Origin of the sequence: Burkholderia glumae LMG 2196 = ATCC 33617 (assembly GCF_000960995.1) — a bacterium.
Classification (GTDB): Bacteria; Pseudomonadota; Gammaproteobacteria; order Burkholderiales; family Burkholderiaceae; genus Burkholderia; species Burkholderia glumae.
This window is the reverse complement of sequence record NZ_CP009435.1, coordinates 499,332-514,829: the sequence shown is the minus strand read 5'-3', so window position 1 is coordinate 514,829 and position 15,498 is coordinate 499,332. Positions and strand designations below refer to the sequence as shown.

Annotated in this window: 12 protein-coding genes; 8 read left to right on the top strand and 4 right to left on the bottom strand. The window is 72.0% G+C overall.

Going from position 1 to position 15,498, the window contains the following annotated elements:
• The first annotated feature begins 285 nt into the window (after positions 1-285).
• Complete coding sequence (locus KS03_RS14885; protein ID WP_015876938.1) at positions 286-1,464, top strand: GGDEF domain-containing protein; 1,179 nt, start codon at positions 286-288, stop codon at positions 1,462-1,464.
• 112 nt (positions 1,465-1,576) lie between these two features.
• Here KS03_RS14885 and KS03_RS14880 read toward each other — a convergent pair whose 3' ends face one another.
• Positions 1,577-2,599 carry a fatty acid desaturase gene (locus KS03_RS14880; protein ID WP_015876937.1) on the bottom strand — a complete coding sequence of 341 codons (1,023 nt, stop codon included), beginning with the start codon at positions 2,597-2,599 and terminating at the stop codon, positions 1,577-1,579.
• A 239-nt stretch (positions 2,600-2,838) separates the two neighbouring features.
• Here KS03_RS14880 and KS03_RS14875 point away from each other — a divergent pair, with 239 nt between their 5' ends.
• Positions 2,839-3,663 carry a phosphate/phosphite/phosphonate ABC transporter substrate-binding protein gene (locus tag KS03_RS14875; protein WP_015876936.1) on the top strand — a complete coding sequence of 275 codons (825 nt, stop codon included), beginning with the start codon at positions 2,839-2,841 and terminating at the stop codon, positions 3,661-3,663.
• Positions 3,664-3,816: 153 nt separating this feature from the next.
• On the opposite strand, the gene KS03_RS14870 is transcribed toward KS03_RS14875, so the two are convergent.
• A complete protein-coding gene (locus KS03_RS14870) occupies positions 3,817-4,809 on the bottom strand; it encodes an aldo/keto reductase (RefSeq protein ID WP_015876935.1) in 993 nt (330 codons plus the stop codon).
• 267 nt (positions 4,810-5,076) lie between these two features.
• The gene (locus tag KS03_RS14865; protein ID WP_015876934.1) at positions 5,077-6,294 is read right to left on the bottom strand and encodes an MFS transporter; all 1,218 of its coding nucleotides are present in this window, start codon (positions 6,292-6,294) and stop codon (positions 5,077-5,079) included.
• A 656-nt stretch (positions 6,295-6,950) separates the two neighbouring features.
• Here KS03_RS14865 and KS03_RS14860 point away from each other — a divergent pair.
• From KS03_RS14860 to KS03_RS14845, 4 genes are all read left to right on the top strand, one after another.
• Positions 6,951-7,955 (top strand): ABC transporter substrate-binding protein, encoded by a 1,005-nt coding sequence (locus tag KS03_RS14860; RefSeq protein ID WP_232252227.1) that lies wholly within the window; start codon positions 6,951-6,953, stop codon positions 7,953-7,955.
• 464 nt (positions 7,956-8,419) lie between these two features.
• On the top strand, positions 8,420-9,715 hold the full coding sequence (tcuC, locus tag KS03_RS14855) for an MFS transporter (RefSeq protein WP_015876932.1): 1,296 nt from the start codon (positions 8,420-8,422) through the stop codon (positions 9,713-9,715).
• Between the two features lie 23 nt (positions 9,716-9,738).
• Positions 9,739-10,416 carry a response regulator gene (locus tag KS03_RS14850; protein WP_015876931.1) on the top strand — a complete coding sequence of 226 codons (678 nt, stop codon included), beginning with the start codon at positions 9,739-9,741 and terminating at the stop codon, positions 10,414-10,416.
• A complete protein-coding gene (locus KS03_RS14845) occupies positions 10,409-11,767 on the top strand; it encodes a sensor histidine kinase (RefSeq protein ID WP_015876930.1) in 1,359 nt (452 codons plus the stop codon). The genes KS03_RS14850 and KS03_RS14845 overlap by 8 nt, the downstream gene beginning before the upstream one ends.
• Before the next feature lie 34 nt (positions 11,768-11,801).
• Here the strand turns inward: KS03_RS14845 and KS03_RS14840 are convergent, their stop codons facing one another.
• The gene (locus KS03_RS14840; protein ID WP_015876929.1) at positions 11,802-12,539 is read right to left on the bottom strand and encodes an NAD-dependent epimerase/dehydratase family protein; all 738 of its coding nucleotides are present in this window, start codon (positions 12,537-12,539) and stop codon (positions 11,802-11,804) included.
• A gap of 265 nt (positions 12,540-12,804) precedes the next feature.
• On the opposite strand from KS03_RS14840, the gene KS03_RS14835 reads away from it, so the two are divergent.
• On the top strand, positions 12,805-13,959 hold the full coding sequence (locus KS03_RS14835) for a methionine aminotransferase (protein WP_015876928.1): 1,155 nt from the start codon (positions 12,805-12,807) through the stop codon (positions 13,957-13,959).
• A gap of 385 nt (positions 13,960-14,344) precedes the next feature.
• Positions 14,345-15,406: a methyl-accepting chemotaxis protein gene (locus KS03_RS14830; RefSeq protein WP_015876927.1), complete on the top strand. Its 1,062-nt coding sequence runs from the start codon at positions 14,345-14,347 to the stop codon at positions 15,404-15,406.
• Positions 15,407-15,498 lie beyond the last annotated feature (92 nt).

Here is a 15,498-nt window from a genome sequence, read left to right as displayed (position 1 = left end):
GGCGCGCGCCGCGCCCTTGCCGGCGCGGGCTTCGTGGCCGGCGCAAAGCGGCCGCGCCGTGCCGCTTCGCAGGCGTCGCCGTGCTGCCCGGGCAGGGCAAGCGGCGTGTCTCGCGGCACGCCGCCGGCGCGGCCGCGCCGCCGGGCACGCAGGCGGCGCGCGCCGCGTCGAACGCGCGGCCGCGTCCCGGCACGCACCGAAATTTGACCATCACGGCGGTGTCGAAGCGCCAGCGTAGAATGCCGCTGCTGCCGTGCGGTGCCGGCATCAGTTCTTTCGTCAGCGATGCACGTCGACCTTCTTACTTTTTATTTCCTCGCGATCGGAACGCTGCTTGCCAGCGCGGGCATGACGTTCTGGGAACATCGCACCCATCCCAATCGCAGCCGGGCGCTGCGCACGTTCGCGGCGGGCTATGCGACGCTCGCGATCGGCTGCGCCGTGGTGCTGGTGCGGGGCCGCCTGCCCGGCGCGTGGGGGTCGGCGCTCGCCAACCTGGTGATGGTGTCCGGCTACCTGCTGATCCTGGACGGCGTGGCCATCCTGAACGGCAGGTGTCGGCGCGGCGCTTCGCTGGGCCTGGTCGCGCTGCTGGCGCTGGCCTGGGTCGTGGCCGGCACGCGCGGGCAGCAGACCATGTGGCTCTATCTGAGTGCGATTCCGATCGCGCTGGCGAGTGCCATGACCACGCGCGAACTGCTGCGCAACGCGGCGTTGCGCGTGCTCCCGGCCTGGCGCATCGCGGTTGCGGTGACGGGCCTGCATGCGCTGCTCTATCTGGCCCGCGCGCTCGCGCTGCCCTGGCTCGCGAGGGAATTCGGGCCGTCGTTCGTGCTGGCCGCCAGCCAGCTCACGATGTACGAGGGCGTGCTCTATTCGGTGGTGCTGCCGATGACGCTGCTGCGGCTGGTGCGCGAGGAGACGCATGGCGAGCTGCTGCGCGAATCGCGTACCGACTACCTGACGCGGCTCGGCAGCCGCCGCTGGTTCTTCGAGGAGGGCGAGCGCGTGGTGGCCGCGGCGGCGGGGCGGCAGGCGCTCGCCGTGCTGGCCTTCGACCTGGATCACTTCAAGCGCATCAACGACCGTCACGGCCACAAGACCGGCGACGAGGTGCTGAAGACTTTCGCGGAAGTCGTGCGCGGCGAGCTGGGCGAGGGCGCCATCGTCGCGCGCCTCGGCGGCGAGGAGTTCGCCGCGCTGCTGGCCGGTGCCGATGCGCAGCGCGCGGCGGCACTGGGCAGGGCCGTCGCGCGCCGCTTCGCCGAGACGATCGACAGCCGCGGCGACGGCCTCGAGATCCGGGCCACCGTCAGCATCGGTCTGGCCGCCGACGAGGCCGGCACCCCGCCCCTCCCGCCGCCCCTCCCGCCGGCGCTGCTGCTGGCCGACCTGCTGGCCAGTGCCGACGGCGCGCTGTACCGCGCGAAATCGCTGGGCGGCAACCGGCTCGAACGGGCATAGCGCCGCCTCGCCCGCGCGCCGCGCGCCGCGCGAGGCCGGCTGTCGGCAGGACGAGCCGGCCTCGGCCGGCCGGTGCGATGGCGAACGCCCCGCATGCCGTGCTTGCGCCGCCTCAGCTGCTGATCTGCAGGCACCCCTCGATCACCGCGATCCGGCCGCCGCCGCTCGAGAGCGCGGCCGTGGCGTGCCGGAACGGATGCTCGGGCGCGTCGGTCGGCCGCCACGCGTAGCGGCGCAGCAGCTCCAGATAGCCGCCGCGGATCACGAAGCCGTCGCACTTGGCCAGGTAGGCCTCGCGACGCATCCGGTACGCGGCCGGCAGCTGGAACCACGGCAGGCTGGGCAGATCGTGATGCACCAGATGGTAATTGTTGTTCAGGTAGAGCAGGCGCATCGCGAGGCCGGCCTCGTTGATCGCGATGCGTGCCTTCGGATGGACCGCGGCGCGATGCTCGTGCAGCGAGCGCACCATCGCGAGCGACAGCGCCGGCCAGCTCACGGCGAGCAGGTAGACCCACCAGGCGATGCCGGCCGAGTGCTGCACCCAGGCCAGCAGCGCCGCCACGCAGGCGCCGTGCGTGGCCCACATGCGCAGGGCGCCGCGCTCGCCGCGCCGGATGCGCCGCAGCGCGTCGGCGAGCGTCGCGGCCACGCTCATCGGCGGCCCCACCACGAGCCGCCCGACGAAGGTCTTGCGCAGCACCCACAGCGCGCGCCGCCAGCGCGGCAGCGTCGCCCATTGCCCGCGCGGCAGGTAATTGCCTTCCGGGTCCACGCCGGGCACGGTCAGATCGTCGTCGCGATGGTGCGCGAGATGCGTGTCGCGATAGCAGGTGTACGGATACCAGATCGCGAGCGGCGGATAGGCGAGCAGCCGGTTCAGCCAGTCGAGGCGCGTGGGATGGCCGTGCAGCAGCTCGTGCTGCAGCGACATCTGCCAGGCCGCCAGCACGATCAGCATCGGCGCGGCCGCCGCGAACGGCAGCGCGCCGGCGCGCACCAGCAGCATGACGCCGAGCCAGCCGCCGTAGATGGTCGCGATCAGCAGCCAGGTCGGCCACTCGGTGCGCGCGGCGAAGCGGGCGCCGAGCGCGCGGATCTGGTTGGCGTGGTCTACGTCGAAATATTCGGCCATGTCGGGAAGGCGGGGCGGCGCGCGGGATGCGGGGCGGCGCCTCGACGGCGGGTGCCGGACCCGGCTCGCTCGCGGTTCGCGTGACGCAGCGCTCACTCTAGCGAAGCGGCGGCGCGCCACCAAGCAACGAATTCGCATTTGCTTATCAGGCATCAGGCGCGCGGCCGCCGCGATCCGGGCGCAGAATGAGGGCCCGCCACGCCACCTTTTCCGAACCTGCTGGCCAGGAGCCGCCGCGCATGAGCCGATGGATCGCCGGACTGCCGATGTACAACGTGACGCCGCGCCATGGCGCGCTCTGGCGCGCACTGCTCGACGATGCGCTCGAGGCGTTCGCGCGGCGCGGCGGCACGCGCGAGGTCAGCGTGCTCGGCGAGCCGTTCGGCGAACTGATGCCGCTCTGGCGCCGCGCCGATCTGCTGCTGTCGCAGACCTGCGGCTATCCGTTTCGGATGCTCGGGCTCGCCGGGCTTGCGCGGCTGATCGCGACGCCGTGCTTCGACGCCGAGGGCTGCGACGGCGCCCGGTATTCGAGCGTGCTGGTGGTGTCGGCCGCCGCGCAGGCGGGCGGCGCCACCACGCTGGCCGCCTGCCGGGGCCTGCGCGCGGCCTGCAACGGCAACGATTCGCACAGCGGCATGAACGCGTTTCGCCATGCCGTCGCGCCGCTCGCGCAGGGCGGGCGATTCTTCGCCTCGGTCACGGCGTTCGGCTCGCATCGCAACGTGCTCGACGCGCTGGCGGCGGACCGGGCCGATTGCGCGGCGATCGACTGCGTGACCTTCGCCTATCTGCGCGACGCCCAGCCCGAGCGGCTGCGCGAGATTCGCGTGATCGGCGCGAGCGCGGGCGCGCCGGGGCTGCCGCTCATCGCCTCGCGCCGTCTCGGCGACCACCAGGCCGGCTGGCTGCGCGAGGCGCTCGACGCGGCGTGCCGCGCCGATCCGGCGCGCGCGCGGGCGCTGCGCCTGCGCGGCTTCGAGGCATTGGAGGAGGCCGATTACGAACCGATCGCGCGGATGGCCGACGAGGCCGCGGCGCTCGGCTATCCGCGGCTGGCCTGACGGGCGCGCCGGCAGCAGGCGCCGGCACCGCCGCACGGCGGCGCGCCGCCCGTGCGCACAGCACTTGTCCACCGCGGCGCTTGGATAAATGCTGTGCGCGGCGGCCGGCTCCGCGGCCCTGCGATTTGGGCGGCGCGGCCCTGGTCGTGCGGCTCAGGCCGTGCGCAGCGGCGGCGCCATGAATTCCGGCCCGACCGGGTCGGTCACGTGCCGCGCCAGGAGCGCGTCGATGTCGGCCAGATCGCGCGCGTCGAGCCGCCAGCCGAACGCGTCGCCGATGCCGCTCAGCTGCTCCGGCCTGCGCGCGCCCCACAGCGCGATGGTCGGCCCCTGGTCCAGCACCCAGCGGATCGCGAGCGCCAGCACCGATTTGCCGTGCCGCTCGCGGGCGAGGCCCGCCAGCGCGTCCACCGCCGCCAGGTATTGCGCGAAGCGCGGCGCCTGGAACTTCGGATCGGTGCGGCGCAGGTCGTCGCCCTGGAAGCGCGTGTCGGCCGTCATCCGCCCCGACAGCAGGCCGCGGCACAGCGCGCCGTAGGCCAGCACCTGCAGCCCATGCTGCTGCGCATACGGCAGCACGTCGGCCTCGATCGCGCGCTCGAACAAGTTGTAAGGCGGCTGCACGGTGGCCAGCGGCGCGGCCGAGGCGAATCGCTCCATCTGCGCCGGGCTGTAGTTGCTCACGCCGATCGCGAGGATCTTGCCGTCGCGGCGCAGGCGTTCGAGTTCGGCGGCGGTCTCCTCGAACGGCACCAGCGGGTCGGGCCAGTGGACCTGATAGAGGTCGATGCGGTCGGTGCGCAGCCGGCGCAGCGAATCCTCGATCTCGCGGCGGATCCGCGCGACGCTGGCATTGCGCATGACCTGCTCGTCGGCGTTCCACTCGAGCGCGACCTTGGTGGCGATCACGGCCTGGTCGCGGATGCCCGCGAGCGCCTCGCCGACGATCGACTCGGCATGGCCGAAGCCGTAGACGGGCGCCGTGTCGATCAGGTTGATGCCCTGCTCGACGGCCTGGCGCACGGTGGCGATCGACTGCCGGTCGTCGGTGCCGCCCCACATCCAGCCGCCGATCGCCCAGGTGCCCAGGCCGATGCGCGACACCGGCGTGTCGATGCCCGCGATGCGGGTGGTTTCGATGTTCATGCTGATCTCGCTTGGCGGGTTGAAAGCGCCAGTCTAGACCGGCGATCAATGCGCTGCGCGCGCTTGCCGCGCCGTTGCGGCGGCAGGCCGGCACGATGGGGTGCCCGGGCCGGCGGGTGCCGCGGCGGGCGCGGTGGGCGAGGCTCCCGGGCGGCGGGCGCCGTGCGGATCGAACCGGGCGCGTGCGCTTGCCGGTCGCCCGATGCCGCATGTCGCGTGCCGCATGCCGCCGGGCGCGCGGCCGAGCTGCCCGGCTTCGGCCCGGCCTCAGCCGTGCCGCTTGCGCTGGTCGGCGAGCGCCCAGGCGTGGACGCCGATCCCGGCCAGCGCGAGCAGGCTGCCGACCCAGCCGGTGGACGACCAGCCGAGCCCCGCGTCGATGGTGAGACCGCCGAGCCAGGCACCGAGCGCGTTGGCGATGTTGAACGCGGCGTGGTTCAGCGCCGCGGCGAGCGTCTGCGCGTCGCCGGCCACGTCCATCAGCCGCGTCTGCAGCGTGGCGGCCAGCGCGACGATGGTGCCCACCAGCAGGACCGTGAGCGGCCCGAACACGGCGCTGTGCGAACTGAAGGTATAGGCGCCCATCACCACCACGGCCCAGATCAGCACGTAGCGCACGGTCTTCTCCAGCGCGCGGTCGGCGAAGCGCGAGCCGGCCAGGTTGCCCGTCACCATGCCGAGCCCGAACAGCGCGAGCACCACCGGCACCAGCGCGACCGGCAGATGCGCGAGCTCGGTCATGGTCGGCTTCACGTAGCTGAATACCGAGAACACGCCGCCCGCGCCGATCGCGCCGATGCCGAGCGTGAACATCACCTGCCGGCTGCGCAGCGCGCCCAGTTCGCGCAGCGGGCTCGCCCCCGCGTCGCCGGGCATGAACGGCACCCAGCGCCGCACCAGCAGTGCCGAGAGCAGGCCGATCGCGCCGACGATCGCGAAGGCGAGGCGCCAGCCCAGCCACTGGCCGATCGCGGCCACGACCGGCACGCCGAGCAGCGTGGCCACCGTCAGGCCGAGGAATACCAGCGCCACGGCCTGGGTGCGCCGCTCGCGCGGCACGAGCCCGGCCGCGACCAGCGCCGCGACGCCGAAGAAGGTGCCGTGCGGGAAGCCGGTCAGGAAGCGCGCGAGCGCCATCGACGCGAAGCCGGGCGCGACGGCGCTGACCAGATTGCCGAGCGCGAACACCAGCATCAGCCCGACTAGGAAGCTGCGCCGCGCCCAGCGTGCGCCCAGCACGGCCAACAGCGGCGCGCCGATCACCACGCCGAGCGCGTAGATGCTGATCAGGTGGCCCGCCTGCGGGATCGTGATGGCGAGGTCGCGTGCCGCGTCGGGCAGCAGGCCCATGATCACGAATTCGCCGGTGCCGATGCCGAAGCCGCCGACGGCGAGGGCAAGCAGGGCACGGCGCGTCTGGGCAGGCGAGACGGCAACGCAGGGGCGGGCCACGTCGTGTTCGACGATGCCGGAGGTGCTGGTCATGGGAGAGAGAATCGATTCGCGGATGGACAGGATCGTGGCCCGCGCGCGGGCCGGAGGCGGTGCGCGGATCGTAGCGTTTAAACCGGTGAAGGGAATTCAATAAGAAAATGAGATAATCTCACCAATCGCGCGCGTCGGGCGGATTCGTCCCGGGCGAGGCGGCCGGGCGCCGCCCGGCTCGCTACCCGGCGGCCGCGGCGCGAAAGCGCGGGCCGAAAGCGCGGGCCGGACGCCCGGCCGAGGGCGCGCGAGAGGTCGGGGCGAACCGGCAGTCCTTGCGCGGCGAGCTCGGCGCCGCCTGTTGCCGGCGGTCAAACGCAGGCGAGCACGTCGCACCGGCGCCACGAGCGGCCGGCCGACCGTGGCGGTCAGGGGCGCGGGTTGGGGCGATCAGGGGCGATCAGGGGCGATCAGGGGCGGGCGCCGCCGAGGGTAAATACCGACAAAACTCGCGAGGCGCCGAAGGCAACCAGAAAGCGTCCGATTTTTATACTTGGCACCGTTGGCGCGGCGCCTGCGCGTTATCCCGTTTTCCGCCGCGCGGCCTGGCCGACCGGAGTTCCCGAACACAAGCGCGGCGTCGGCACCGCGAGAAGGAGACAGTTTTCCCGATGCGTTCCCTGGCCCGTCATCTCGGTCGATGGTTGCGATCCGGCATGCTGGCGTTCGTGCTCGCCGCCGGCGGCGCGACGTTCGCGGTGCCGGCCGGCGCCGAGCCGATCAAGCTGATGATGGGCGGGATGTCCAAGATCTTCTATCTGCCGGTCGTGCTGGCCGACCGGCTCGGCTATTTCCGCGACGAAGGGCTCGACGTGCGCGTGCTGTCGGTGCCGGCCGGCATCGACACCTCCACCGAGCTGATCGCGGGCGCGATCCACGGCGCGGTGGGCTTCTACGACCACACGATCGACCTGCAGAGCCGCGGCCAGGACGTGCTGTCGGTGGCGGTGTTCGTGCGCGCGGCCGGCCTCGCGGAGCTGGCGTCCACGCGGCCCGCCGCCGGCGCCGCGATGACCTCGGTCGACGAGGCGCGCGGCCGCCGGCTCGGCGTGACCGGCTTCGGCGCCTCCACCTGGCTGCTCACGCGCTATCTGACCGCGCGCGCCGGCGTGGCGCCCGGCGACTACACGGTGGTGCCGCTCGCCTCGGACACGCGTTTCGTCGAGGCGATCGAGCAGGGCACGATCGACGCCGGCATGGTCGAGGAGCCGACCGCCACGCGCCTGCTGTCGAGCGGCGCGGCGCGCGTGCTGGTGGACCTGCGCAGCGTGGAGGGCTCGCGCGCGCAGCTGGGCGGCACCTATGTCGGCGCGTGCCTGTACCTGCGCCGCAGCTGGGCGCTCGCGCATCGCGACGAGACCGCGCGGGTGGTGCACGCGCTGGTGCGTGCGCTGCGCTTCATCGGCAGCCACGATGCCGGGCAGATCGCCGCCGTGCTGCCGCCCGGGCTGGTCGGCAAGGACCGCGCCGGCTACGTGTCCGCGCTCGCGCTGGCCAAGCCGTCGTTTTCGGCGGACGGCCGGATGCCCGCGGATGCCCCGGCCACCGTGCTGAAGGTTCTGGTATCGACGGGAACCGGCCTGATGGCGCGGCATGTCGACTTGTCGCGTACCTACACGAATGCGTTCGTCGACGGCACGCAGCAGGAAGCGTTTCATTGAACCGGCTGCCGCGGCGCCGGAACGCGTGATGTAACACCGATGAGAGCGATTCGAATCGAGCCAGACGGCCCTGTGCCGCGTCGAGAGTCCCGTGCCCGTGCCCGTGCCGGGTCCGGGCGAGGTGCTGATGAGGCTCGCGGCTGCCGGCATCGGCTGGCCGGGCGTCCCGCCGCGCCAGGGCAGGCGCCGCGATTCGCGGGCCCGCCCGATGCGGATTGGCTGCGCGCCCGGCATCGAGCTCGACGGCCGCTACGGGCTCGACGGCGTCGAGGCCGCGCATCGGCTGCCGGAGCCGCGCCGGCAGGCCGGCAAGGCGCTCATGCGGCTCGCCCGACGGGGCCGCCGCCCGCGGCGACGGCCGCGTGAGCTGCCCGCTTCGTCGTCGTTTCATCGTTTTTCTTCGCCGTGGAGGCGGCCCGCCGGGGCCGCCGCGGCAACAGGCGCACAGCGCAAGGAAGGTCCCCATGTCAGCAGTCATCCAAGTCGAGCGGCGCGATTCGCGCGCGCGTTCGGTGTTTCGCGCCGTCAGCGGCAATTTCCTGGAGATGTACGACTTCACCGTCTACGGCTATTACGCGGCCGCGATCGCGGCGACGTTCTTCCCGTCCGGCAACGAGTTCGTTTCGCTGATGCTGGCGTTCTCCGTGTTCGGCGCGGGCTTCCTGATGCGCCCGATCGGCGCGATCGTGCTGGGCGCCTACATGGACCGCCACGGCCGCCGCAAGGGGCTGATCCTGTCGCTCTCGCTGATGGCGGTGGGCACCATGTGCGTGGCGTTCGTGCCCGGCTACCAGAGCATCGGCCTGGTGGCGCCGGCCATCGTGCTGTTCGGCCGGCTGCTGCAGGGCTTCTCGGCCGGCGCCGAACTCGGCGGCGTGTCGGTCTACCTGGCCGAAATCGCCTCGCGCGGCAACCGCGGCTTCTTCTGCTCGTGGCAGTCGGCCAGCCAGCAGGTGGCGGTGGTGTTCGCGGCCTCGCTCGGCGTGCTGCTCAACGCGTTCGTGCCCGCCCAGCAGATGACGAGCTGGGGCTGGCGCGTGCCGTTCCTGGTCGGCTGCCTGATCGTGCCGTTCCTGTTCTACATCCGCCGCACGCTGCAGGAGTCGGACGAATTCGCCGCGCGCAAGCACCATCCCAGCATCGGCGAGATCACCCGCACCATCGTCGCCAACGCCGGGCTGATCCTGGCCGGCATGGGCCTGGTGATCATGACCACCACCTCGTTCTACCTGATCACCGCCTATACGCCCACCTTCGGCAAGGTGGTGCTGAAGATGTCGTCGTTCGACGCGCTGCTCGTCACGGCCTGCGTGGGCGTCTCGAACTTCATCTGGCTGCCGATCTCGGGCGCGGTGTCCGACCGCGTGGGCCGGCGCCCGGTGATGCTGGCGTTCACCATCCTGACCGTGTTTACCGCCTATCCGGCGGTGCAGTGGCTGATCCACGCGCCGTCGTTCGGCAAGCTGCTGGCCGTGGAGCTGTGGCTTTCGCTGCTCTATGCGTGGTACAACGGCGCGATGGTGGTGGCGCTGACCGAGCTGATGCCGGCCAAGGTGCGCTCCACCGGCTTCTCGATGGCCTATAGTCTGGCCACGATGGTCGGCGGCTTCACGCCGGCGATCTCCACCTGGCTGATCCATGCCACCGGCGACAAGGCCGCACCGGGCGCGTGGATGGGCGCGGCCGCCGTGTGCGGCATGGTGGCGACGCTGCTGCTGTACCGGACGAAATCCGCCCGCGAACAGTATCGGCTCGCCTGATTCGAATCGTAGCGGGAGGGCGCGTGAGGCTGCTGCTCGTCGAGGACAATGAGGAGCTGGCGCACTGGCTGGCGATGACGCTGACGCACGACGGCTTCATGCTCGATCGCGTCGGCGCCGGCGAGGCCGCCGAGGATGCGCTGCGGGCGTCGACCTACGACGTGGTGCTGCTCGACCTGAACCTGCCCGGGGTCTCGGGCAAGACCGTGCTGCGCCGCATGCGCGAGCGCGGCGACGCCACCCCGGTGCTGATCCTGACCGCCACCGGCGCGGTGGACGAGAAGGTGGTCTGCCTCGGCGCCGGCGCCGACGACTACATCGTCAAGCCGTTCGACGCGCGCGAGCTGGTGGCGCGCATCAAGGTGCTGGCGCGCCGCCAGGCGCCGTCGCGCTCGAACCGGGTCCGCTGCGGCAACCTCGTCTACGACATGGACCGCCTGCAGTTCGCGATCGACGATGCGCCGCTCGTGCTCACGCCGCGCGAACACGCCGTGCTCGAGGCGCTGATGCTGCGCGCCAGGAAGACGGTGTCGAAGGCCACGCTGGCCGAATCGGTCAGCGCCGCCGACGCGCCCACCAGCGAGGACGCGATCGAGATCTACGTGTCGCGGCTGCGCCGCAAGCTCGAGGCGAGCAGCGCCACCATCATCACGCTGCGCGGGCTCGGCTATCTGCTGGAAGACGGCGCCGCCGATGAATAGCCTGCGCGTGCGGCTGCTGATCTGGCTGGCGCTGCCGATGACGGTGTTCATCGTCGCGGCCGGCCTGATCACGCGCAGCAACGCGTGGCGCACCGCCAACCTGCTGCAGGACGAGGTGCTGCTGTCGGCCGCGCGCGTGATGGCCGGCAATGTCGGCTGGGACGGCAACGACCTGAGCGCGGCCGTCTCGCCGAGCGCGATCGAGATCCTCAGCACGCCGCGCGAGGACCAGGTGTTCTTTCGCGTGCAGGAGATCGGCGGGCCGATGATCGCCGGCACGTCGGACTTTCCGCAGGTGGTGCCCGAGGTCTCGCCGAAGTGGTACGACGCGGTGATGAACGGCGAGCCGGTGCGCGCCGTGTCGGTGATCCGGCCGATGTACGACGCCGGCGTGACGCGCCGCGTGGTGATCTCGGTGGGGCGCACGCTGCGGCAGCGCGATGCGCTGGTGCACGCGCTGTGGCGCCCGCAGATGTTCTATTTCTCCGCGATCCTGACGATCGCCGTGGTGCTGGTCTGCGTCGGGCTCACGCTCGAGCTGCGGCCGCTCGCGCGGCTCGCGCGGCGCATGCCCGAGCGCGTCCTGACCTCGTCGGTGCGCGTGAAGGTGGAGCCGCTGCGCAGCGAGCTGCGGCCGATCGTGAGCGCATTCAACCAGTGCCTCGAGATCATCGAGAAACAGACCGCCATGCAGCGGCGCTTCATCGCCGACGCCGCGCACCAGCTGCGCACGCCGCTCACGCTGCTCGGCACGCAGCTGCAGTACGCGCGCCGCCAGCACGATCCGGAACAGGTGCAGGACACGCTGAAGGCGATGGCCCGCAGCAATCGCTCGCTGGTCGCGCTGACCAACCAGCTGCTGACGCTGGCGCAGGCCGAGGCGGCCGACTACGCGCAATACGCGGGCGTGAAGGTGGACCTGCGCGCGATCGCGACCGGCACCATCGAGCAGCTCGCGCTGCTCGCCCAGCGGCGCCGCGTGGAGCTGGCCGCCCGGCTCGACGCGCCCGATGCGTTCGTGAACGGCAACGAGCAACTGCTGGCGGTGCTGGTGTTCAATCTGGTCGACAACGCGATCCGCTATTCGCCCGAGGGCGGTACCGTGACGGTCTCGCTCGAGGCCGCGCCGGAGGCGGTGCGGCTCGCCGTTGCCGACGAGGGGGCGGGCATCGCCGCCGGGCTGCGCGAGAAGGTGTTCGAGCCGTTCTTCCGCGCCTCGCCGCTGCCAGGCAGCGGGCTCGGGCTGGCGATCGTGCGCGAGATCGCGCGCGCGCACCGCGCGACGCTGCGGCTCGACGACGGGCCGGGCGGGCGCGGGCTGCTCGTCACGGCGGCGTTTCCGGCCGGCTGAGCAATCGGGCGGGCCGGCCCGCCGCGCCCCGGCCTCAGGCCTGCACGTGCGCTTCGCCCGGCACCCAGCCCAGTTCGCGCCGGGCCTTCTGGTTGGATACCTCGCCGTTGTCGTCGACGATATTGAACACGCCGGTGGCCTTCTTCTGCAGCACCAGCAGCGCCGCGCGCGCCGCGTCGTTGACATGCAGCGCCGGCGCCGCGGGCGGCGCGTCGGCGCCCGTTTGCGGGCCGTAGAGGCGGCCGTAGCGCAGCACCGCGCCTTGCAGCTCCGGCGTGTCGAACACGGCCTGCTCGAGCGCGGCCACCCCGCCCACCGAGATCTTGCGGGCGCCCTCGGCCGCCAGGTCGAGCGGCTGCGCCTCGCCGTAGGGCTTCTCGCCCAGCGACGCGAACGCCCAGGCGATGCTCTGCGCGATCATGCGCCGGCAGCCCGCGGCCAGCGACGCCTGCACGAGATTGCGCGTGCCCTCGCCGCGAATCCGCGCGTTGTTGACGATGGCCTGCGCCATCTGCGAGGGATCGAGGCCGGCCGGCAGGTCGGTCAACTGGTGGATCACCGCGGCCGGCGCGATGCGGCGCAGCTCGCTCGTGAGCCGGTCGGCGTTGAACACGTCGACCACCACCGGCTCGGCGCCCAGGCCGGTGAGCAGCGCCGCGCGCTCGGCACGGCGCGTGGCGCCATAGACCCGATAGCCGGCTTCGACCAGCAGCGGCACCAGCACGCGGCCGATCACGCCGGTCGCGCCGGCAACGAACAGTTTTTCACTCATGATAGGGCTCCGGGGTTCTTTGATGGTTTCGGTGGCTTCGACCGGGCCGCGTCGCGTCGGCCCTTGCCGGACGGCGAGCGGCGCATGACGGGACAGCCTACCCTGCTCGATGGCCCGCCGTAAGGTCCAAATTCGATCAAAACGACCAGGACATGGGCGGGCGCGGCGGGCCGTGCCTGGGCGCCGGCCGCGTTGCGTGGCGTGCCGCGATATGCCAACCTTGTCGCCCGCCGCCCCAGCGCGGTCAGACCGAGGAGTTCACCGAATGCGCAATTCGTGCCGGATCGAGACCAAGCTGCCGCAAAGCGGCATTTCCGTCTTCTCCCGCATCGCGGAGCAGGCCGCGCGGCACGATGCCGTGAACCTGTGGCAGGGCGCGCCGTCGTTCCCCGCCGACCCGGCGCTGATCGCCCGCGCCGAGCGGGCGATGCGCTCGGGCCTGAATCAGTACGCGCCGATGGCCGGCTACGCGCCGCTCAGGGCGGTGCTCGCGGAGAAGACCGAGCGCCTGCACGGCGCGCGCTACCGGCCCGACAGCGAGATCACGGTGACTGCCGGCGCGAGCGAGGCGATCTACGCGGCGATTGCGGCGCTCGTGCAGGCCGGCGACGAGGTGATCTTCTTCGAGCCCGCGTTCGAGGTATACGAGCCGTCGATCCGGCTGCAGGGCGCCACGCCGGTGGCGCTCGGCATCCGCCTCGACACGCTGCGCATCGACTGGGACGAGGTGGCCGCCGCGATCACGCCGCGCACCCGGATGATCATCGTCAACACGCCCCACAATCCCACCGGCGCGCTGCTCGACGCCGGCGACCTCGCGCGCCTGGCCGCGCTCACGCGCGACACCGACATCGTGATCCTCTCCGACGAGGTGTACGAGCACATGGTCTATGACGGGCGCGAACACCTGAGCCTCGCGCGCGTTCCCGAGCTGGCCGAACGCAGCGTGATCGCGCTGTCGCTCGGCAAGACCTATCACGCCACCGGCTGGCGCGTCGGCTACTGCCTCGCGCCGGCCGAGCTGACCACCGAGATCCGGAAGGTGCACCAGTACGTGGTGTTCTCCGCGCCCGCGCCGCTGCAGGCCGCGCTGGCCGAGGCGCTGGCCGAGCCGCACAGCTATCTCGGGCTCGCCGCGTTCTATCAGCGCAAGCGCGACCTGCTCGTCGAGTCGATGGCCGGCTCGCGGCTGTCGGTCGTGCCGAGCGCCGGCGGCTTCTTCATGCTGGTGCGCTTCGATCGGGTTTGCGCGCAGGGCGACGAGGCGTTCGCGATGGCGGTGCTGGAGCAGCATGGGGTCGGCACCATTCCGCTCGCGAGCTTCTACCAGGACCGGCGCGATACCGGCATGCTGCGCCTGAGCTTCTGCAAGGACGACGACACGCTGCGCGAAGGCGGCCGGCGCCTCGCGGCGATCTAGCCCGGCCCTGCGGGCGGTTTCGACGGGATCGTCGGTTCGTTCCGGTATCGGCGATTGCGCCGCCTATGCCGCGGCGCGACCCTGCGGAATCGATGCCACCCAATGATGCGCACGCCTGCCCGAGCGGCACGCGCGCGGTGCGCGCCTGCACCAGCTGCGAGGCGCGCCGGCCGGCCGCGCGCACCCCAGCGCGCCGCGTCGGCCGGCGCGGGCGGCCGGCCGATGCTTGCGGCCGCACCAAAATTCCTTGTGAATACAACCGAATAGTCGCGCGCGCGGCGGCGCCGCCCGATGGTCGCGCGCATGGCGTGCGCAGATGGGTCTGTTGTTTGCTCTGATATGACGGCGGCACGCTTCCGTCCATCGGACCCAAGGGGAAACAGACATGGCCAATCCACGCGAAATCGTCGATTTGACATATGCGGTCAGAAAGCTCGCCGCCGGCAAGATCGGCGACATCAACGACATCAATCGGGAGACGACCTTCCTGGCGCTGAACGCGCGGATCGAGGCCGCGCGGGCCGGTGCAGCGGGCAAGGGCTTCGCCGTCGTCGCGAATCAGGTCAAGCAGGTCTCCACGCGCATCGGCGAGATCACCGAGAGCCTCAACAAGGAGCTGGCGGGGTCGCTCACGCGGCTCACCGAGCTGGGCGACAGCATGATCGAGCGCATGCATCTGCTCGACGGCCAGCGCTGCGCCGATCTCGCGCTGAACATGATCGACATCGTCGATCGCAACCTCTACGAGCGCTCATGCGACGTGCGCTGGTGGGCCACCGATTCCGCGCTGGTCGACTGCGTGACCTGCCACGGCGACGAGCTGAGCCGGCATGCCGGCGAGCGGCTCTCGGTGATCCTCGACAGCTACACCGTCTACCAGGACCTGTGGGTGGTCGATGCCGGGGGCGTGGTGGTGGCGAGCGGGCGCGGCGCGACCTATCCGGTGGCCGGGCAGCGGGTGGGCACGGCCGGCTGGTTCGACGCCGCGCTGCGTACCGCGAGCGGCGCCGACTATGTGGCGTTCGACATCGAGACCCAGCCGCTGCTCGGCAACGCGCAGGTCGCCACCTATGCCACCGCGATCCGTGAGGGCGGCGAGGCGAACGGGCGCGCGCTCGGCGTGCTCGTGATCTTCTTCGACTGGGCGCCGCAGGCCGCTGCCGTGGTCAAGGGCGTGCGGCTCAGCGACGAGGAATGGACGCGCACGCGCTGCCTGATCGTCGACGCGGCGGGGCGCGTGATCGCCAGCTCGGACGGCCAGGGCCTGCTGCAGGAGCGCTTCCGGCTGCGTGCGGACGGCCGGGCGGCAGGGTTTTACCGCGACGAGGCAAACCGCATGACGGTGTCGTTCGCGGCGACGCCGGGGTATGAGACGTATCGCGGGCTCGGATGGTACGGGGTGATCTGTCGGCGCGATGCGGGAGCGGGACAGGGGCCAGTCAGCTGAACGCCGGGCGCGGCTCGCGCTGCCAGGCGGCCGGGCCAGGCATCGGGCGGCGGCGCGCGTTTCCTTTAGCCGTTGCCTGCCCGGGCTCAGGG